This window comes from Aquimarina sp. BL5 (assembly GCF_003443675.1).
GTDB lineage: Bacteria > Bacteroidota > Bacteroidia > Flavobacteriales > Flavobacteriaceae > Aquimarina.
On sequence record NZ_CP031963.1, the window covers coordinates 2231238 to 2251897 of the forward strand.

24 protein-coding genes are annotated in these 20660 nt (G+C 32.5%); 7 read left to right on the plus strand and 17 right to left on the minus strand.

All coding sequences use genetic code 11. The features are described 5' to 3' along the window. Positions 1-323 precede the first annotated feature (323 nt). A complete protein-coding gene (hpf, locus tag D1818_RS09560) occupies positions 324-626 on the plus strand; it encodes a ribosome hibernation-promoting factor, HPF/YfiA family (RefSeq protein WP_118458358.1) in 303 nt (100 codons plus the stop codon). A gap of 428 nt (positions 627-1054) precedes the next feature. On the opposite strand, the gene D1818_RS09565 is transcribed toward hpf, so the two are convergent. The 3 genes from D1818_RS09565 to D1818_RS09575 form a co-directional block, all read right to left on the minus strand. Further along, the gene (locus D1818_RS09565; RefSeq protein ID WP_118458360.1) at positions 1055-1801 is read right to left on the minus strand and encodes a YoaP domain-containing protein; all 747 of its coding nucleotides are present in this window, start codon (positions 1799-1801) and stop codon (positions 1055-1057) included. A gap of 107 nt (positions 1802-1908) precedes the next feature. Beyond that, entirely contained in the window at positions 1909-2790 is an 882-nt protein-coding gene (locus tag D1818_RS09570) for a sterol desaturase family protein (protein WP_118458362.1), read from the minus strand. Positions 2791-2980: 190 nt separating this feature from the next. Next, on the minus strand, positions 2981-3253 hold the full coding sequence (locus tag D1818_RS09575) for an acylphosphatase (RefSeq protein WP_118458365.1): 273 nt from the start codon (positions 3251-3253) through the stop codon (positions 2981-2983). 148 nt (positions 3254-3401) lie between these two features. Here D1818_RS09575 and D1818_RS09580 point away from each other — a divergent pair, with 148 nt between their 5' ends. Continuing rightward, entirely contained in the window at positions 3402-4238 is an 837-nt protein-coding gene (locus tag D1818_RS09580; protein ID WP_118458367.1) for a universal stress protein, read from the plus strand. A gap of 121 nt (positions 4239-4359) precedes the next feature. Here the strand turns inward: D1818_RS09580 and deoD are convergent, their stop codons facing one another. From deoD to D1818_RS09615, 7 genes are all read right to left on the minus strand, one after another. Beyond that, positions 4360-5058, minus strand: coding sequence for a purine-nucleoside phosphorylase (gene deoD, locus D1818_RS09585; RefSeq protein ID WP_118458368.1), 699 nt, complete (start codon positions 5056-5058; stop codon positions 4360-4362). Between the two features lie 6 nt (positions 5059-5064). Then, entirely contained in the window at positions 5065-5709 is a 645-nt protein-coding gene (gene deoC, locus D1818_RS09590) for a deoxyribose-phosphate aldolase (RefSeq protein ID WP_118458370.1), read from the minus strand. A gap of 2 nt (positions 5710-5711) precedes the next feature. Then, a complete protein-coding gene (gene trxA, locus D1818_RS09595) occupies positions 5712-6011 on the minus strand; it encodes a thioredoxin (RefSeq protein WP_118458372.1) in 300 nt (99 codons plus the stop codon). A gap of 111 nt (positions 6012-6122) precedes the next feature. Beyond that, the gene (locus D1818_RS09600) at positions 6123-6752 is read right to left on the minus strand and encodes a DUF998 domain-containing protein (protein WP_118458374.1); all 630 of its coding nucleotides are present in this window, start codon (positions 6750-6752) and stop codon (positions 6123-6125) included. Between the two features lie 2 nt (positions 6753-6754). Further along, positions 6755-7642 carry an RsiV family protein gene (locus D1818_RS09605; RefSeq protein WP_118458377.1) on the minus strand — a complete coding sequence of 296 codons (888 nt, stop codon included), beginning with the start codon at positions 7640-7642 and terminating at the stop codon, positions 6755-6757. 134 nt (positions 7643-7776) lie between these two features. After that, complete coding sequence (locus D1818_RS09610) at positions 7777-8061, minus strand: hypothetical protein (protein WP_118458379.1); 285 nt, start codon at positions 8059-8061, stop codon at positions 7777-7779. Positions 8062-8154: 93 nt separating this feature from the next. Further along, positions 8155-8559 (minus strand): hypothetical protein, encoded by a 405-nt coding sequence (locus D1818_RS09615; RefSeq protein ID WP_118458381.1) that lies wholly within the window; start codon positions 8557-8559, stop codon positions 8155-8157. Between the two features lie 107 nt (positions 8560-8666). Between D1818_RS09615 and D1818_RS09620 the strand changes: the two genes are divergently transcribed. The 5 genes from D1818_RS09620 (at position 8667) to D1818_RS09640 (ending at position 14084) form a co-directional block, all read left to right on the plus strand. After that, positions 8667-9896: a PAS domain-containing sensor histidine kinase gene (locus D1818_RS09620; RefSeq protein ID WP_118458383.1), complete on the plus strand. Its 1230-nt coding sequence runs from the start codon at positions 8667-8669 to the stop codon at positions 9894-9896. Positions 9897-9902: 6 nt separating this feature from the next. After that, positions 9903-10958 carry a response regulator gene (locus D1818_RS09625; RefSeq protein WP_118463633.1) on the plus strand — a complete coding sequence of 352 codons (1056 nt, stop codon included), beginning with the start codon at positions 9903-9905 and terminating at the stop codon, positions 10956-10958. 75 nt (positions 10959-11033) lie between these two features. Then, positions 11034-11873, plus strand: coding sequence for a universal stress protein (locus tag D1818_RS09630; protein ID WP_118458385.1), 840 nt, complete (start codon positions 11034-11036; stop codon positions 11871-11873). A gap of 21 nt (positions 11874-11894) precedes the next feature. Further along, positions 11895-13259, plus strand: coding sequence for an oxygen-independent coproporphyrinogen III oxidase (hemN, locus tag D1818_RS09635; protein WP_118458387.1), 1365 nt, complete (start codon positions 11895-11897; stop codon positions 13257-13259). 216 nt (positions 13260-13475) lie between these two features. Continuing rightward, positions 13476-14084: a DUF6799 domain-containing protein gene (locus D1818_RS09640; RefSeq protein ID WP_118458389.1), complete on the plus strand. Its 609-nt coding sequence runs from the start codon at positions 13476-13478 to the stop codon at positions 14082-14084. A gap of 53 nt (positions 14085-14137) precedes the next feature. Here D1818_RS09640 and D1818_RS09645 read toward each other — a convergent pair whose 3' ends face one another. The 7 genes from D1818_RS09645 to ccoS all read right to left on the minus strand — a co-directional run bounded on the left by D1818_RS09645 (position 14138) and on the right by ccoS (position 20439). Next, complete coding sequence (locus D1818_RS09645; protein WP_118458391.1) at positions 14138-14842, minus strand: sulfite exporter TauE/SafE family protein; 705 nt, start codon at positions 14840-14842, stop codon at positions 14138-14140. Continuing rightward, a complete protein-coding gene (locus D1818_RS09650) occupies positions 14843-15289 on the minus strand; it encodes a FixH family protein (RefSeq protein WP_118458393.1) in 447 nt (148 codons plus the stop codon). A 174-nt stretch (positions 15290-15463) separates the two neighbouring features. Then, on the minus strand, positions 15464-16888 hold the full coding sequence (gene ccoG, locus D1818_RS09655; protein ID WP_118458395.1) for a cytochrome c oxidase accessory protein CcoG: 1425 nt from the start codon (positions 16886-16888) through the stop codon (positions 15464-15466). Positions 16889-16909: 21 nt separating this feature from the next. Next, positions 16910-17851: a cbb3-type cytochrome c oxidase N-terminal domain-containing protein gene (locus tag D1818_RS09660; RefSeq protein ID WP_118458398.1), complete on the minus strand. Its 942-nt coding sequence runs from the start codon at positions 17849-17851 to the stop codon at positions 16910-16912. Continuing rightward, a complete protein-coding gene (locus D1818_RS09665; RefSeq protein ID WP_091407395.1) occupies positions 17848-18039 on the minus strand; it encodes a CcoQ/FixQ family Cbb3-type cytochrome c oxidase assembly chaperone in 192 nt (63 codons plus the stop codon). Before D1818_RS09665 ends, D1818_RS09660 begins: the two co-directional genes overlap by 4 nt. A gap of 11 nt (positions 18040-18050) precedes the next feature. After that, the gene (gene ccoN, locus D1818_RS09670) at positions 18051-20243 is read right to left on the minus strand and encodes a cytochrome-c oxidase, cbb3-type subunit I (RefSeq protein ID WP_118458400.1); all 2193 of its coding nucleotides are present in this window, start codon (positions 20241-20243) and stop codon (positions 18051-18053) included. A 1-nt stretch (position 20244) separates the two neighbouring features. After that, positions 20245-20439, minus strand: a complete 195-nt coding sequence (ccoS, locus tag D1818_RS09675) for a cbb3-type cytochrome oxidase assembly protein CcoS (protein ID WP_118458402.1) — start codon at positions 20437-20439, stop codon at positions 20245-20247. Positions 20440-20660: the final 221 nt, after the last annotated feature.

Genomic DNA, 20660 nt, shown 5'->3' on the forward strand with positions numbered 1-20660 from the left:
AGAGTCGCCATAAAAACAATTCAATAAATTTCCTTAATTTTTTTAATCTCAATTAAAAACAAGAACATCTATACAAATAACCGTGTTTCATACTATAAAAATCCATTTTCAGAACACCATCATTCTTTCTAAGAGTAAAATGAAACCGTAATTTACAACAGTCTTTTTTAATTCTTTTTTTCTTAATTCTTTTAATATTATGAGTTACAGGTTATGTTTTTTGTTCAAATTACATTGAAAACACAATGTTTCGGAATGATATTTATCATATTTAAAAATAAAGAGAGTTCCTATTTTTGAGATAGATTTAAAATGCTATAATAATGACAATAAACATTCAATTCGTACAAATGCCAACAAGCGAATACATGGAAGGTTATGTACAGGAAAAATTAGAGAAATTATATAAAAAGTATGATTGGATTATCAAATCGGATGTATTTTTTAAAAAAGAAAAAGACCCGAAAGGAAGCGGAAAAATTTGTGATATAGAATTAAGTCTTCCTGGTCCTAAAATATACGCTACCTCTAATGAAAAAAATTATGAGATGGCTGTCAAAGAAACTCTTAGTGACCTGGAAAGGCAACTCAAGAAAAGAAAACAAGAAATGAAGCCTTATATGTAAGTAAGGATTTCAAAAAACTGATAAATATCATATTTTATGATCATCAAACGAACTACTTTTATATGGTAGTTAATTACTAATTCTTTAGTATAAGGATTAGTTAAAAAATAAGTTGTTCTTGTTGTAAAACAGTTGCAACTGAAACAGAGAAATTGACTATATTTTTTCAGGAAAATAACCTGATTTTCGATATTTAGTAATAAATGGAACATTGAAGGTAATCGTATCGAAAAATAAAATTAATTTCTTTGTAGGAAACAGGTAGGTTTACGCTTACCTGTTTCTGTTTTTATCAAGAAATTTCAACTAGTTTTCATAAGATTAATTGCGTGTTGTATACATCTAATTTAGAAGATAAAGCCCAATAGTAAATAATCCTGGATTTTTGCAAATCAAGTAGACTAGAATTAAATTGTTAGAGCACGTCTTTATTCAATTAGCTTTTCCAAATGTCTTTCTACTTTCATTTCTAAACTCACTAATTCTCCTTTGTAAAAAACACTATTTATGATCCACGGGATTGGCATTTTTAGTCCATCTTCTTGAGATTTAATCTTGATAATTTCTAAAGGAATATTTTTCTTTTTCGCATATTCTCTAAGTGATTCATTCGTGTAAAATTCCGTGAATGGACACGTATTGGAATAGTATGCTGTGATTCCATTTTTATTCGGACAATTTCCTGACTTTGCGCTTTCCATAAATTTTGGAAACTCAGCATTATAATTAGTTTTTAATCCCCAAAGTTTAAAATAAGGTTTTGCCTCGTCAATAATTTCAAATCCTTGGTGTTTAAGAAATTTTGGGTCAGTCATAAAAGGCCTTTTCTTATCGCTAGAAACTGCAATAATTCCATCCATTTCTTTAGAGTCGGCTAAACATTGTTCCAACAACTTTTTTCCATTACCTTTTCTCTTGAATTGTCCAGAAACCCAAAAGCAATTTATAACCATAAAATTTTTTCCGATTAATGGAAGCCAAGAACTTTCTATTGGAACATATTCGATAAATACTTTTCCTCTAACATCAACCTTTTGAAAGTTGTAGCCATTTTTAAATTCTTTCTTCAGCCACTCTTTTTTCTTCTCATATCCATTCTGACATTTTTTGTCACTTATAGCACAACAAATATGCTCGTCTTGAATATTCTTATCGGTAAGTTTTAGAATTTCCATTTTTTCGGTTTTATCAAAAGTAGAATGGTTGTAATTTCTTTCCTATGATAATCATCAACTTTTCCGAGTTAGTCCTGGTGTTCCTCAAATGCCCTACCTCCTTTATGTTATACATCCTTTTTCGTTTTTCCAAAACCGTAGGTAAGTTGACCCAAAAAACTTTTAGGTATTTTTTCATCACCCGGAAAACCAATTTCAATGGTACCACTATCTTCGGGTATATAATTAGTTTTGAAAATATAATCCCAGAGACTCAAACTAATCCCAAAATTAACACCATAAGAACCTTTGGGCAAAATATAAGAATGATGATATAAATGCATCACCGGATTGTTGAGAATATACTTCAGTGGTCCCCAAGTAATTTTAATATTAGCATGATTAAAATGGCCTATTGCTATCGCCAAAAAATGTACTATATAGGCTTGTTCCGGCTCAAAACCACCTAGAATCATTACTCCAATGGTTTTTAAGGGTTTATAGAATATATTTTCCATCCAATGATAACGAAGATGCGCTGCAAATCCCATTTCCTTCACTGAATGATGAATTTTATGAAACGTCCAAAGAAATGGATATTTATGCAATAACACATGCGTAAACCATTGTACAAAGTCTAATATGATAAAAAAGACAACTAATTGGATCCATTTTGGTAAAGCTGATATATCGATAATCGTTAAACTTTTAGTAGAAATTCCTAGATCACCAAAAAACACCCCTAACAACTCATAAAAACCACCTATAACAATAGCAAAAACAAAAAAATTGAAAAACATATAAAATCCATCTAACCAAAAATCTTTTCTGAAAGTAGATTGCTCTTTTCTCCAAGGAAATGTTACTTCCAATACCCAAACTAATAATGAAATTATAATCAATCCCCAGAAATAATTTGTGTACCATGGAACTTCTAGTACTATAGAATTCCAAGTCCATTGTACATTATTTTTAAAAGCATTTATGAATGAATTGATATATATTTCCATAGCATCTAGTTTACAGCAGAGATAACATCATACTTCTATAACGTATCACTAAAACAACTCTTTTTTATAATGTATCAAATAACCTAAAGAGTTTTAAATATTAAAGGTAGAAAAAGTTATTATCTGTTTCGGTAACAAAAGTTACAATCTGCACTATTTAAACAGAACATCTTGCAACAGTAACTAGAAATTAATATAAGATCTCAAAAAACTTATAAAATAAAGGAACATCTTCTTCTTTAGAAACATCACTCACCTCAGCAAACTTTGGTCCTTGGGTACACCATTCTAAAAATATTTTGAGCTGATTTTCATTTCCTTCTGCTTCAATGTAAACACTACCATCTGATTGATTTTTCACTATTCCTTTTATATTTAATTCCAGTGCTTTTTCTAAAGTACTTTTTCGATACCACACTCCCTGGACTTTCCCTTTTACTGAGATTTTATAATGTTTAAGCATAGTTACAAAGGTTTATCCATTTATTTTATAGATTGGATTTGTTTACAACAATATCCTACTCAAAATACTAAAAAACAAATTCAATGACAATTATCATATTAATTACTCTGAACATCTTCTAATTTTGATTTTGTAAAAACAATTAATCATGAAAAAAATCCTCGTCCCAATTGACTTTTCTGAATACTCAGAATATGCATTACAAGTTGCCGCTGATATTGCAAGAAAGCAACACGCAGAAATCATTGTATTACATATGCTTGGCTTATCAGAAGCTATTCTTACCAAAGATGAAGCTCAAGAAGCTGCGGAGGCTATTTATTATTTAAAACTAGCAGAAAAAAGATTTAAGACATTCTTAGATAAAGAATATCTGAAAGGCATTAAAATCACAGAAACTGTACAGAACTATAAAGTATTTAGTGAATTAAATGAAGTAGCTAATGAAAATGAAATAGATCTTATTGTGATGGGGTCTCACGGTAGTAGTGGATTAAGTGAGGTGTTTGTTGGCTCTAATACAGAAAAAGTAGTTCGTACTTCTGATATCCCAGTTTTGGTAATCAAAAATCAGATTGATGAATTCGATTTAAAAGAAGTAGTGTTTGCCTGTGATTTTAAAATGGAAAATATCCGTGCGTATCATAACGCCAATCGATTATTCACTTTATTTAATGCTACCGTACATATGGTGTATGTAAATCTACCAGGTGATCGATTTAGGAATTCTAATCAAATTGAAGAGCGAGTAAAAGAATTTCTTTTCAAAGCAGATTCAGGCAATTTAGAAAATTTTGATAAAGTAGTAGTTCAGAATGATTATTCTGTAGAGAATGGTATTTTTAACTATTGTCAAAAAATAAACGCAGATGTTATTGCAATACCAACTCATGGCAGAAGAGGATTATCACACTTTTTTAATGGAAGTATTGGAGAGGATATTGCTAATCACTCTAATAAACCTGTAATTACATTTAAGATCTAAGATCTTAGATTATATATATATTAAAGTTAAGTTTGTATGGAGTCGTCTGAAAATTATCCTTTCAGACGGCTTATTTTTTATAACGGTCTTACCTTAACAAAACTAGAACTGTCGGTTCATTTTATAAAGTTCCCAACGCTATTTCTATCATTTTACTGAAGGTAGTTTCTCTTTCTTCGGAAGTAGTTCTTTCTCCAGTAACAAGAGAGTCAGAAATGGTGAGAATTGCTAACGCTTTCACATTGAATTTTGCTGCAATCGTGTATAAACCTGCAGCTTCCATTTCTACACAAAGCACTCCAAATGCTGCCCATTTTTTATAAGAGTCAAAGTCATCTTCATAAAATTCATCTGCAGATAAAACGTTTCCTGCCTTAATAGGAATATTATGTTCCCGAGCATATAAAGCAGCTTTCATAAATAGTTCAAAATTAGCGGTGGGAGAATAATCTGCATTGATAAATCTAGAGTTATTAATCCCAGAAGTTGAAGAAGCAGCCATAGCAATCACAATATCTCTAAGCTTAACATCTTTCTGATAAGATCCAGAAGAACCTACCCTAATCAAATTTTGCGCACCAAAATCATTAATCAATTCATGACAATAAATCAATGAAGACGGAATACCCATTCCTGTTCCTTGCACAGAAACTCTCTTCCCACGATAACTACCAGTATATCCCAGCATTCCGCGAACCTTATTATAGCATACCGAATCTTCTAAAAATGTTTCAGCAATCCACTTTGCCCTCAGAGGATCTCCGGGTAATAAAACAGTTTCTGCTATCTCACCTCTTTTTGCTGCGATATGTGTACTCATCTGATTTTATTTTGAAGTTACCAAAGCTACTCCTGAAGAGGTTCCAAGTCGGGAAACACCCATATTAATATATCTTTCGGCAGTTTCTATGTCTCTAATCCCACCAGAAGCTTTTATTTTTATCTTATCCTGAACCATATCTCTCATTAACTTTATATCTTCTACAGTAGCTCCCTCTGTTCCAAAACCTGTAGAAGTTTTTATAAAGTCTGCTCCCGCATCAATGGATAATTGGCAAGCAATTTTCTTTTCTTCATTAGTAAGATAACAATTTTCAAAAATGACTTTTAATATAGTATCCCCAACAGCTCTTTTAATCGCAGCAATCTCATCCTGAACAATTTTGTGATAACCTGATTTGAGTAATCCTATATTAAGAACCATGTCTATTTCATTTGCTCCTTCTTCAATACATTGTTTTGCTTCAAATACTTTAGCCTTAATAGTCATTGCGCCTAATGGAAACCCTACTACAGCTGCTATTTTTACATCAGTTTTCATTAATTCACTGTAAGCCAGACCAACATATGCACCATTGACGCATACCGAATAGAAATTATACTTCTTTGCTTCTTTACATAACTTCTTTATATCCTCTACCGTGGCAGTTGCTTTTAGAATGGTGTGATCAATATATCTATTAAGATCCATAGCTATTTATGAGAATTTATGACTCCAATAATATCATGTTTTTGCAAAACACCAGATTGTCTCCAGAGCTGCTTTCCTTCTTTAAACAAAAGCATAGTTGGCACTCCTCTTACCTGATATTTAGCTGCTAAAGGTTGATTTTTATCAACATCAATTTTTACAATTTTTATGGCAGTACCTAGCTCTTCTTTCACCTCTTTCAGAATTGGCCCTAACATTTTACAAGGACCACACCAATCTGCATAAAAATCTACTAGTACCGGTGTTTCGGAATCAATAATATTGCTAAAGCTATCTTTCATCTATTTATAATTTATTGTTTTTTAAGGATCCCACTTCGACTCAATTCAGTGTAAGGATGAAATCACCAATTAATCATATCAATTGGTATAATCCATATTTTATGGCTTATTTCATTTTCCGTTTCTATTTATAAGTTGAAAATACTCTTTTTTTGTAAAAACATATTCATAGAATTTGAAAGAATATAGGATCCATCCAAAAGCCATTATAAATATACCTCGCTGGTACAATCCTCTATAATCAGAATGTACAATCATTAAATAGGATACGATTAAAGCTATAATCCCAACAGATATGGCCATTATTTTTTGATACCTCCATCTAATAATAAAACTAACGACTAAACAGTAGGTACAAAATGAAATTCCTGTTATTGTTGAAAAAACAGAGTGCATTTCATTCTGAAACGAATCGTAAACCACTCCACGATCGATAGGTGCGTGCATAAATATTCCTGTTAAAACGAAAGAAAGGCAAAAAATAAAAAGAGCGAATATTTGAACACGATGCTTTCCCACAACTTTGAAACCGTTGATAAAAGTTATAAAACCCAATAGGATAAAAACAAAATTCATTATCCAGTTATTTGGTGTATTTTGAGCTCCTAATTCACTTAAGGTATTTTCCGATATCAAATAGTCCGGATCCGAAAAAAAAGGTAATATGAATCCTGTTAATATCATAAGGATATATACTACCAAAAAAAGAACATAACTCTTTTCTGAATTTTTAGTATTCATTGTTATCCTATTAATGGTTGATCATTATATTTTTTAATAAGGTGCATTATCTCTTTAATTGGAATTTCGATAGAATAAGTTCCGGTATATGAAGGGCAAATAATACAATCATCAAAATAGAATTCTACAGTATCATCATTAACCACAAAATTGTTTTTATACACCTTAAAATCTTCTTCTGATAACTCCCAACATTCATAATACAATTCTCCAGAATTTATACTATTGGTTATTGTTTTATTTATAGTTGTAAGTAATTCTTTTTCCGAATTATTGATAAAAAAATCATTGTAATAAATGAATTTATGATTATTGAGATCAAAGTTTAGACACTCGAACATATACGTAGAATGCTTCATTCCTGAATAATAGTTTTCTTTATAAAGCAGTACACTGATAAGGTTACTTTTCACAGCATATACTTTATAATCAATTATTCTTTTATCCATACATCTCCCGATCCCGAGAGAATCACAGAATATTACTTTATCTTCTAAAATCTCATTTTCTGTAGCTTCTATATTCAAGTAATTTTCTGCTATGAAATCATTAAACTGAACATTATCAACATCCATTTCTTCATTGAGATAAGGATATTTATAGTTCAAAATATAGAAATCCTCTTCCTTATATAACTTTTTAGCAATTACCAGCTCTTGTAATTTATTCTTGTCATCTTCCGTAGTAATAAGACGTTCTACCTTTATGGATTTTGTTTTTTCCTGATTTAGTTCTAGCGTTTCTTCTGAGAAATATTGGGTACTATCTGTATTTTGATCAAGAAGCTGTTCACGCTCTATAACATCTTTTTTTGGGTTTTCTTTTATTTGAGTTCTAGTATTACACGCCATCAAACTTATGACAGCAACACTAATGATTAGGGTTTTCATATTATGATTTTTTGCTTTTTATAAAGGTAGTTTTGAGGGTACTCAAAAAATATGATATCAATCAGTTAAGAAGTAAAAAAAAGCGAGTTTCTTTTATAGAAACTCGCCCTTGTAAATAATCAATATGTAAAATATTAAAACAAGCCGTTCCCAATAATTATCAAACTATTTACCACTAAACTTGTAATCAGAAGATCTAATACCAATTTAGGTTTCTGAACGGTTAATATAGCAGCATTATGCGCACTACATACCGTAACTGTTAGAAAAACCAGAAACATTTGTAAAAAACCATTCCCATCAAACAAAGTAGTCATAATGGCGATGGAACCTAAACAGGTCGATGCTATGATTGCCAGAGCAGAGTATCCTATATAGTTTTCAGAAAAATCAGCATTCATTTTTGCGTATAGTGTCATAGTAGTTTGTTTTTTAATTTGAAGTAAAATTAGAGATGCTACGGTTGTTAAAATATGACAAAAGTCAGTTCTTAGATTTTATATTATTAAAGATCATTTATTAAGAATTATGTGAAGTCTTCCGAGCATCATTAATTCGGACTTATTTTTACCAGAAAAAGCATTGGCAATACTATTAGAAGTATTCCAAATCAATTGTTTAATTCTATCCGTAAAAAGTGATTTATGATTATTATAGAAAGAAGAAAACTCATTAAAACTAGCTTCTGCCTCGAGTGCTGAATAATCTAACCAATCAAAAACGATTTCGATCTGGAAAGCAGCATCTGCACCAAACTCATCTTCCAGATCATCAACAGCTAGCCATTCTGATTTTACGAGGTTTCTTAAAGATACATATTCAGATGTTCGTACTACTTTATCAGCTGCTGCTATAGCATAAAATAGTTTGCCTAAATTTTGGTAAAATGTAATCCCTATATTTTCTGTTGTATCCATTTTCTACAAAATTTATTGGTTTATGGGATAAATTTAATAAGTAGTTCCAACCTTTTTTATGATAAAAATCAGCTACTATAACAGGACAAAATTGTTACTTTTGAAGAATGAAAGTTTTCGAAAAAAACAACAATATTTTCAGAATACTTTCTGAAGCTATTTCAGAAGGAATAATTGTAGTGAATAAGGATCAAATAATTGTTGCTACTAATGAATCTGCAAATAACATCTTTGGGTATGAAAAAAATGAATTAGTTGGCAAAGAGTTGACTATTTTAATTCCAAAAAAACATCACAACACACACGGTGGATATGTAGATAAATTTATAGCAGATAGTGGAAAAAGGAAAATGGGACTAGGACGTGATCTTTTTGGTGTGCGAAAAAATGGCAACAAATTTCCGGTTGAAGTGGGATTAAACCCTTTTGAAATTTATGATAACTCTTATGTAATGGCTTTAATAAGCGATATTACATTGCGTAAAGAACAGGAAGTAAAAATTCAAGAATTAAATACTGAACTAGAGCAAAAAATAAAAAAACGAACGCAAGAACTTTACACTACAATAAAGGAACTAGAAGAAGAGATAAAGCTTCGTGAAAAAGCAGAAGCGGTTACAAAAGAAGCCTTAAAAAAAGAACAGCAACTAAATGAACTAAAAACCAAGTTTCTCTCTCTGGTATCTCACGAGTTTAAGACACCCTTAAGTGGAATTCTTACCTCAACAACATTGATCGGAAAATACACTAAGGAAGAGCAGCAAGAAAAGAGAGATAAACATCTTGCTACTATAAAAAATAAAGTAAAATATCTTGATAACATTCTTAATGATTTCTTGTCTGTAGAACGTCTGGAAAGTGGCAAGGTAAAATATAAGTTCGCTACCTTTCCTTTGAGTAAAGTAATTAATGAAGTGATATATGATGCAAATATGTTGCTTAAAGATGGACAAAGAATAAAATATCCTCAGGATATTGATGAGCACATCATTGATTTTGATGAGAAAATATTAGAATTGGTATTAACCAATCTAATCCGAAATGCGATAAAATATTCTGGAGAGAATACTGAGATTGACCTTCAGGTAGTTTTTGAGAATGACCTTCTTACATTTCATATCATTGATCAAGGAATTGGTATTCCGGAAAAAGAACAACAATTCATCTTTAATCGATATTTTAGAGCAGAAAACGCTTTATTAGATCAAGGTACTGGAATCGGGTTGAATATCGTAAAAAGTCATTTGGAAAATCTGGGCGGTAATATTACTTTTACAAGTAAAGAAAACCAAGGCTCGACCTTTACAGTACAAATACCTGTAGCAAAACAATCTTAACTAATGATAAAAACCGTTTTATTAATAGAGGATGATACTGCTCTTAGAGAAAACACAGCAGAGCTGCTGGAGCTATCAGACTATAATGTGATTACATCTCCTAACGGGAAAATAGGTATTACTAAAGCAAAAGAAGAAAAGCCTGATATCATCGTCTGTGATATTATGATGCCAGAAGTTGATGGTTATGGAGTTTTGGAGGCATTATCTCATGATACTAATACGAACCAAATACCCTTTATTTTCGTGTCTGCTAAAACAGAACACAAGGAAATACGAAAAGGAATGGATTTAGGTGCTGATGATTATCTGACTAAACCATTTGAAGAAGATGAACTACTGAGTGCCATAGAAAGTCGTTTAGCAAAAGCTCAGATAATTTCTAAAATATTACAGGAACAAGTTCAAGTACCAAAGGAGAATTCAGAAAATGGTTTAAGAAATCTGAATGAGCTTAAAAACTTTTTTGACGATCACGGAGATATCTCTCAATGTAAGAAAGGTGATTCTATTTTTAAGGAAGGAGATCATTCTAATAAAATCTATTTGATTCTAAAAGGTGTGGTAAAGACACATAAGATGGATGAGAATGGTAAAGAACTTATTACCGCTCTCTTTAAAGAAGATGATTTTTTAGGTTTTACATCATTTACAGACAATACACCTTATCAAGAATCAGCTACCGCAGTGGAAGACACTGAACTTGCAGGTGTATCAAAAATAGATCTAAAGGATATATTAGAAAAAAGTAAAAACATTTCCTTAGAACTCATGGAATTGCTGAGTGATAATCTTTCTGAAATAAAAGAGCAGTTATTACAAATGGCATATAGTTCCGTACGAAAAAAAACGGCTCAAACCATTTTGCAATTTGCTCAAGTATTAAATAAAAAACCAGAAGATAGTATTAAAATATCCAGAAATGATCTGGCTAGTGTTGCCGGTATCGCTACAGAAAGTTTAATCCGTACACTATCTACCTTTAAAAAAGACCGACTTATTGAAATTGAAGGACGTAATATTAAAATTTTGGATTTGCCAGGGCTTCAACTAGTAGAATAAAATATCTAAACTGATTTTTGTCATACTTTTCATAAATACATCCTAATACATTTGTTGCATTAGAAAGTATTAAAGATGAAGAATATCCTTATTCCGACAGATTTTTCGGAAAACTCATGGAATTCAATTACTTACGCTTTGTCGTTTTTTAAAAAAGTAAAATGTAATTTCCATTTGTTGCATGTCTCTCCATATCAGGAAGTGATAGGAAGTGATTCTTTTTTCGAATCCAAAGATCACGTTCTCGAAAAAGCTACTCGCAGTGATAAAGAGCAAATGCAATTATTGCTAAAAAAAATCCAAAAATTACCATTAAATACGAAGCATCGTTTCTTTACCATATACGAGCATATCTTTTTTGTAGATACTATTAGAAAACATGTCGAGGAGAAAAATATAGACTTCATAGTAATGGGTACCAAAGGTGCTTCTGGATTAAAAGAAAAAACAATAGGCAGTAATACAGGTGATGTTATTACGAAAGTTAAATGTCCTGTACTTGTAATTCCTGAAAAAGCAAAATACAATAACATTAATGAGATTGCTTTTCCAACGGATTATAACATCTTTTACAGGAATAAGGTATTGAATACGATTACTGAAGTACTCAACTTAAATCATGCGGCACTAAGAATATTACATATTTCCAAAAAAGAGAAAGAACTTTCAGAGCTACAAAAAAAAAATAAAGATTTTCTTAATGATTACTTAGGAGAAAATGAAGAACATAGTTTTCATTTTTTGTCCAATCCAAATATAGAGCAAGCAGTACAGTGCTTTACAGAAAGTAGAGATATTGGTATGATTACTATGGTTGCCAAAAACCTCAACTTTTTCCAAAGAATCTTATTTCATCCAACCGTAGAAAAGATAAGTTATCATACCAGAATCCCCTTTTTAGTATTACACGAATAAAAACCCAATAAAACTAATAGAATGAATTCTAATTTAGTAGATAAATATAACGTTCCAGGACCTAGATACACGAGTTACCCTACAGTTCCATATTGGGATAATAGTACATTTTCGTTAAGAAATTGGACACAATCAGTTCAGAAATCTTTTATTCAAAGTAATGACTCAGAAGGAATCAGCTTATATATTCACTTACCTTTTTGTGAAAGCATGTGTACTTTTTGTGGATGTAATAAGCGAATTACTAAAATACATCATGTAGAAATACCATATATCAATGCTCTGCTAAAAGAATGGCAATTATATCTTAATTTATTCGAAACCAGACCAAAAATCAAGGAATTGCATTTAGGTGGTGGAACACCTACATTTTTTTCTCCAGAAAATTTAGCATTCTTGATTAAAGGGTTATTCTGGTCCGCAAAATCGGCTTCAGCCTGTGAATTTAGTTTTGAAGGACATCCAAATAACACCACTCGAGAACACCTACAAGCGTTATATGATGTAGGTTTCAGAAGAGTGAGTTTTGGTGTACAAGATTATAATGAAACTGTTCAGAAAGCAATTCATAGAGTACAACCATTCGAGAATGTAAAACATGTTACAGAGATTGCCAGAGAAATCGGTTATACTTCTATTGGTCACGACATTATATTCGGATTACCTTTTCAGACCGAAGAAGCAGTTATTCACACCATACAGAAAACTAAAGAACTATTACCTGATCGCTTAGCATTTTATAGCTATGCACATGTTCCTTGGCAAAAAGGAAACGGTCAACGTGGATTTAATGAGTCTGATCTTCCAACAGGGGAACAAAAACGAAAACAGTATGAAATAGGTAAAGAACTATTATCCAAAGTTGGTTATGTAGAAATTGGGATGGATCATTTTGCACTGAAAAGTGACTCGTTATATAAATCAATGAAAAATAAAAGTTTACATCGTAATTTTATGGGATATACGGTTTCTAAAACTAATATGATGATCGGTTTAGGTGTGTCTTCTATTAGTGATAGTTGGTATGGTTTTGCCCAAAATGTTAAGGGTATAGAAGAATATCAAAATTTAGTTAATGAAGGCATCATTCCCGTATACAGAGGTCATATACTAACTAAAGAAGATGAAATCATCAGGCAACATATCTTAAATCTTATGTGTCATTTTAAGACCGATTGGAGTATAAACCCTCTTCATTTTGATGAATTAGCAGATGTATCTGCACGCTTAAGAGAAATGGAAAATGATGGTTTAGTAGAAATTACCAACCACTATATTAAAGTGACTGAAAAAGGACGACCCTTTGTTCGTAATATCTGTATGGCTTTTGACTTACGACTGCAAAAAAACAAACCCAATACGCAATTATTTTCTATGACGGTTTAGAAAACAAAAAGATTTCAGGTTTTATATATTACATTTAGTAATGATGAGATCATTATCTATGACTTTGATCATACCCGCTAGAGGACAACAAACATCTTTTTATCGTAAATTTTACTGATCATTAATCTATGATTTACTAATTTTTTAAAAATGATTTAGGTCATACCTTATGATCTATTTAGATGGTAAATTGTAGTAAATTTAAACCTTAAGATCATGAGAAAACTAATATTATTTTTTGGATTGTTAATCCTAGGAACGGTAATTCTTAACGCTCAAAATCAAGATCCTGAAAAAACCATGCTTATGTATGTAGATGGTGACATGCTACAAGTAATTGATGGAGATATCACACCTCTTCAAGAAAGTATTATTTTACAGGATTGTAGAGTACTTAACTCAGACGGCAGTTTTAAGGCGATGGATGGGTATCAATCTCGTTTAAAAGAAGGAGAATGTATGGATATGTACGGTATTGAATATCGTAATGAGTATCAATATCGATATAAAACAAAGAAAGAGAATAAAGGTCTTACACAAACACAACTAACTAGTAAATATCAAAACAAACTTCATTACATAAAAATATCTGGTAAAGTATATCAGGTAACTAATATATCTCAGAAACCGTTACGCGATAATTTTGATCTTGCTAACGGAGTTATAGTAGATCCATATGGTATATATAAGGAATCTGGTAAAGAACAAATTCGATTAATAGATGGTGATTGTATTAACCTAAGTGGAGTTAAATTTGAGAATAGTTATGATCAAAGAAAAATCCTGGTAAAGAAAATCAAAAAGACAAACAATGAAGTTCAATAAAAAGTGATATTACTAGATGAATACAGAGCCTTTCTAAGCGAAAGGCTTTTTTATTAGTGACATTCGAAATTTGCAGAAACAATTTCAGTTGATTGTTTTGGAGAAACATATGGAATTCCTAATCCCATTCCTCTTAAGATAAATAACAATCCCATCATAACTACAAACACCGGAATTGCTTTTTGAATATGTTTTCTTATCCACTTTCCTTTGAACAAATTTCTTGCGTAAACAACTGCTGTCATAAGGGGAACTGTTCCTAATCCAAAAAGTAATACATACATACTACTTTCCATAATACTACCTAGAGCAATTGCTGCAAAAACTGCCATATATATCAATCCACAGGGAAGAAAACCATTCAGAAAACCAATAGTCAAAAATGTATCTGGTGTTTTCTTTTTAAGTTCTTTCCCTAAAGCATTCTTGACGTTTGAGATTACTTTATATACGGGTTTAGAGAAATTGTATTTCATGAATATTGATGATGGAATCAAAACCAATAAAATCATTAAAACACCTATACTTATAGATAGTCCCTGCTGCATTCCAAAAATGTTCAGGCTCTTGCCTACTAGTCCAAAAAACAATCCAATAATACTATACGCTAGTAAACGACCCAAATGATATAAAGAGATCTGAAAAAATTTCTTAAGATGATTCTTATGATCCAAAGGCAGCATAAAAGCAATAGGGCCACACATTCCAATGCAGTGAAAACTTCCCAAAAGGCCTAATATGAATGCTGATAATAACATTTAATACGTGAATGATTCTTTAAATAAGTAAGAAGTATTCTCATAGCTCCAATTTACAGTAATATTCCATCTCCCCTCTATCAACTTATTTTGCGGCACTAATATTTCCGAACTCTGAAGCGTGATTGGAATTTCGAAATCCAATTTTTTATTTGATGGTCGATACAAAGAAATACTACCTGATAGTTTTGTATAGTTCTTGTCTTTGGGAAACACCACTAGTAATCCTTCTGCTATCTTTTTAACTTCTACATTATTATGCAATGCGTTTCCCTTTTGTTCAGCATTAATTTCGTTCTGAAAAGCCAGTTCTTGTTTGTAGTAATCTTCCGTTACCAAATCGTGTTCGTACTTTTTATCTGTATTCATTCGTACTACGAAGTATAGTATAAAACTTATAAATCCTATAAATACCAGTACAATAGCGGTACCCCAGTTTACTTTCATCTTTTTTACATTTTGATTTTTTTATTAACTCATAACTCAACTTCATCAACCCTCTCTGTCCGACTTAGCGGACATCTCTCCCAAAGGGAGAGAAGCTGAAATTGTTCTCTGATTCTAAATTTCAACTTTAGTTTTACAACCATCAACTAACAACAGGTAACTATAAACTAACAATCATCTATAGCTTCTTGGTCCAAGAAAAGCTGTTGTTGTCGTTTCTACCAGTTCGTCATTAGAATATACTCCTATTTTTATTTTGTCCCTATCTCCACTTAGGGCAGATGTATTGATTTCTATAAATAATGTCCCTTCTGCCAATCCCTGTTTAGGTACCGTAAAGTTTTTATGAGTTACTAATTCAATAGTTCCTTTATGAGATAATAATTCAAAACGAACATTTTCTATCTCATCTATGGTTTTATTAACCAGTTTATAGGTATACACATTACTGATGATATTATTATCTTTTCTCTCATAGAGCTGACCTGGTAATCTTAAGATATTGGCTTCTACATCGTTTCTTAAAAAAGACATTCCTAAAAAAACACCTGTCAATATAACCAGTACTGCTGTATATCCTTTTAGGCGTGGTGTAAACTTAAATTTCTCCTTTTTTGCTATATTATCTTCACTTGCATAGCGAATCAATCCTTTAGGTAGGTTTACACTCTCCATCATATGATCACAGGCATCGATACAGGCTGTGCAATTCACACACTCCAATTGTGTACCATTACGAATATCAATTCCTGTTGGGCAGACATGAACACATTGGAAACAGTCTATACAATCTCCTTTTCCTGTAGTAGATCTATCTTCATTTTTCTTAAACTTAGCACGCCCAGCTTCTTTTTCTCCACGCTTATAATCATAGGCAACTACAATAGATTTAGCATCTAATAACACACCTTGTAATCGACCATATGGACAAGCAATAATACAAACCTGTTCTCTAAACCAGGCAAATACAAAATAAAATACTGCTGTAAATATGAGTAATGAGATTAATGTACTCACGTGCTTAAAAGGGCCATCGACAAAAACATATTGAATAAGTTTATCACTCCCGATCAGATAGGCTAAAAACACATTAGCAATCAAGAAAGAGATAATAAAAAAAACAAACCATTTCAGCACACGTTTTTTAATTTTATCAGCATTCCAAGGTTGTTTATCCAGCCGTATTTGTTTTCCTCGGTCTCCTTCTATCCAGTATTCTATTCTTCGGAAAACCATTTCCATAAATATTGTTTGCGGACATATCCAACCACAGAATAATCGTCCAAAAGCTACCGTAAATAATATTACAAAGACTACCCCAATAATCATTGATATTACAAACAGATGAAAATCCTGAGGCCAGAAAGGAGCTCCGAAAATGTTGAAACGTCGCTCTAAAACATTAAATAACAAAAACTGGTTGCCGCTAATTTTGATAAATGGCGCAGAAAACAAAAAGATCAATAACCCATAACTTACCCATTTTCGATATTTATAAAATTTACCGCTAGGTTTTTTAGGATATACCCAAGCACGTTTTCCTTCTTCGTTAATCGTACCGATAGAATCTCTAAATGTTTCGTTTTCTGGTGTTTCCAAGTGGGAATTATTTTTAATACATTACTCGTTAATTACTACGGTAGTAGAATCAACAATCTTTTCAGGGATCTCTTCATTTGGAGCTCCTGGATCAATCCAAATTTCACCTTGTGCTTCTTTGGGATCTACCGGAGTGGTTCCTCCCAACGTAATTACGTAACTCGCTACTTGAGCCATTTCTGCCGGCTTCAAAGTTTGTTTCCAAGCTACCATTCCTTTTCCGTCTCGACCTCCTTCAGAAATGGTTTGGAATACATTTTTGATTCCACCACCCAAAATCCAATTCGGATCTGTTAGATTAGGGCCTATACCTCCTCCTCCATCTGCCTTATGACAAGCCACACAATTAGTGGTAAAAATCGCTTTACCAGCACTGATATCTGAAGCTTCTGTTAGTAATACTACTGTGTTTACATCTACTAAATCTTTAGCCGTTTTCTTATACGCCTCTATTGCTACTAATGCTTCAGCTACTTCTGTTTCGTATTCTTCTGTCTGCGTATAATCATTAAATACGTGAAAACGTGCTAAATAAATCACTCCAAACAAAATGGTTGCATAAAAACCATATACCCACCAAGGCGGAAGGTTGTTATCAAGCTCTTTAATACCGTCATAATTATGGTCCAAAATAATCTCGCCTTCCTCTTCTACAGGTTTACTATCCAATAATTTTAGATAGATATCCTTAATCCATCGGAATTGCTTTTCTTTTTTAGCATTTCGAACTACTAAATAGCGTTCCTGAGCTTCGGATTTTAGTGATTTAAATAATACACTTCGCAATGCTTCTACACAAATCTCAATAGCTATTGCAAATAATAAAATTATTCCCATTACCACCCAAGTAAGCGGTTCCGCAATAAATGCAGATTCTTCTCCTGATGCTACTGCCCATTCTATTAAAAGATATGCTATAAATAGAAAGATAATAACTCTTATATAAGATACTGTACTTCTCATAGTATTAGCTCGTTTTCGTTTTCTGATTCAAATGGAATCTCACTCACTTCTTTAATATGTTCTTTCTTTGCTGAAATTACCCACCAGAATAAGGCAGTAAAAAAGATGAAAAATATAAGTAGGGATATGATAGGATATATCTCTACACCTTCGATACTTTCCATATGTCCTTTTATAAATTTAAACATGATTTATTTCTTTAGTTTGAATTTGCAGTTTCGTTTTTAACTTTGATGTCAGTTCCTAATCGCTGTATATAAGCGATCAAGGCAATTACTTCTCTATCTCTCATCTCTATAAAATTCAATCCGTTTTCCTTCGCATACTTTTTATCAGCTTCATAGGTTTTCGCAAAATCTGGATCATCATACAGGTTTTTCTCAACCTGAGTAGCCTGTTCATCCATCCATTTCTGAGCTCTTGCTATTTCTTCAGGAGTATACGGAACTCCAAGAGTAACCATGACTTCCATCTTAGCTTCTGTATCGGATCGATCCAATTCATTTTTAAGCAACCACTTGTAGCTCGGCATAATAGATCCCGATGAAGTACTCTGCGGATCATAAAAGTGATTCAAGTGCCAATTATCAGAGTATTTCCCTCCAATTCGCATTAAATCTGGACCAGTACGTTTACTTCCCCAAAGGAAAGGATGGTCGTATACATATTCACCAGCTTTAGAATATTCTCCATATCGCTCTACCTCACTACGGAAAGGTCTGATCATCTGGGAGTGGCAAGACACGCAACTTTCTCTTATATAGAGATCCCTACCTTCTAACTCTAAGGGTGTGTAGGGTTTTACACTGGTGATTGTGGGTATATTAGAATCCACCATCAGTGTAGGAACAATCTGCACAGCTCCACCAATAAGAATTGCGATGGTAGCAAAAATGGTCAACTTCACAGGTCTTCTTTCTAACCAAGTATGATATCCTTCCTTTGCAGTTCTATGTTTAGTCACTTTGGTTAATGGAGCTGCCTCTGCTAATTCATCCGTTACTTTTGCCCCAGCTCTAATGGTTTTAATCACATTATAAACCATGATAAACATCCCGAAGATGAACATACTACCACCAATAGCACGCATCCAATACATTGGAATGATTTCGTTTACAGTTTCTAAGAAATTACCATACACTAAACTTCCATCAGGATTGAATTGTTTCCACATAGATGCTTGTACAAATCCTGCTACATACATAGGCAATGCATACATAATGATACCTAAGGTACCTATCCAGAAATGTACATTTGCTAATCCTGTAGACCATAATTTGGTTTTAAACAATTTAGGAATTAACCAATACGCCATCCCAAAGGTGAAGAAACCATTCCAGGCTAAAGCACCGACGTGTACGTGAGCAATAACCCAATCACTAAAATGTGCAATCGCGTTTACATTTTTTAAGGAAAGCATGGGTCCTTCGAACGTAGCCATACCATATCCCGTAATCGCCACCACCATAAATTTAAGTACAGGATCCGTACGTACTTTATCCCAAGCGCCGCGCAACGTTAATAATCCGTTGATCATACCACCCCAAGAAGGTGCAATTAACATAATAGAGAAAGCTACTCCCAGGTTTTGCGCCCAATCTGGTAATGAAGAATATAATAAATGGTGCGGTCCTGCCCAGATGTAGATAAATATCAAAGACCAAAAATGAACAATAGATAATCGATAAGAATATACGGGTCTATTTGCTGCTTTTGGAACAAAATAATACATCAATCCTAAAAACGGAGTAGTCAAGAAAAATGCTACTGCATTATGTCCGTACCACCATTGTACTAAAGCATCCTGAACACCTGCGTATACCGAATAACTTTTTAGCGCGCTAACCGGTAAAGCTAAACTATTAAAAATATGCAGTACAGCGACTGTTACTACAGTAGCCAAGTAAAACCAAATTGCTACATACAGGTGACGTTGTCTACGTTTTAGAATTGTACCGATCAAGTTCCAACCAAAAACTACCCAAATAACAGCGATAGCAATATCAAAAGGCCATTCTAGCTCAGCATATTCTTTAGAACTTGTGTATCCTAAGGGTAATGTAATTGCTGCTCCTACTATGATTAATTGCCAACACCAAAAATTAATATTACTAAGCGTATCATTAAACATTCGTGTTTTTAGCAATCGCTGGGTAGAATAATACACTCCAGCAAATATGGCATTCCCGACAAAAGCAAAAATTACCGCATTGGTATGCAAAGGCCGCAAGCGCCCGAAACTCAACCACGAAATACCATCGGTAAGATTAGGAAATAAAAACATAAATGCCAGCAGTAATCCAACTGACATCCCTACAATTCCCCAAAGAAGTGTGGCGTACAAGAATTTTTTTACGATTTTGTTATCGTAATAGAATTGTTCCATTTTCATATTATACTTGATTGTTTTTAGTGGATACTGAAGTTTTTTCTTTGGATTCTTTGACCAATTCATCATCAAAAAGTATTCTGATAGATGGCGTATAGGTATCATCATATTGCCCATTCTTTACGGAAAGAATAAAAGCAACAAAAAAAACAATGGCTACAACAATACTAATAGTCAGTAAAACATAAATAACACCCATAAAGCATTTAATTATGCCCCAAAAGTATGCGTGAACATTTTCTCAAAAAATGACATTTATCAGGTTTTGAGGGATTACTTTACATTATAACTTAGCGTTATTGAAGCTTACTAAGATAATGTACGCTGTCTTTTCGTACCACTTGAACACTTTGTTATATACTTTTAAACTTCTGTTATAGCAAAGTAATTGAACAACTACGTATTTTTAAGTGTCGAATT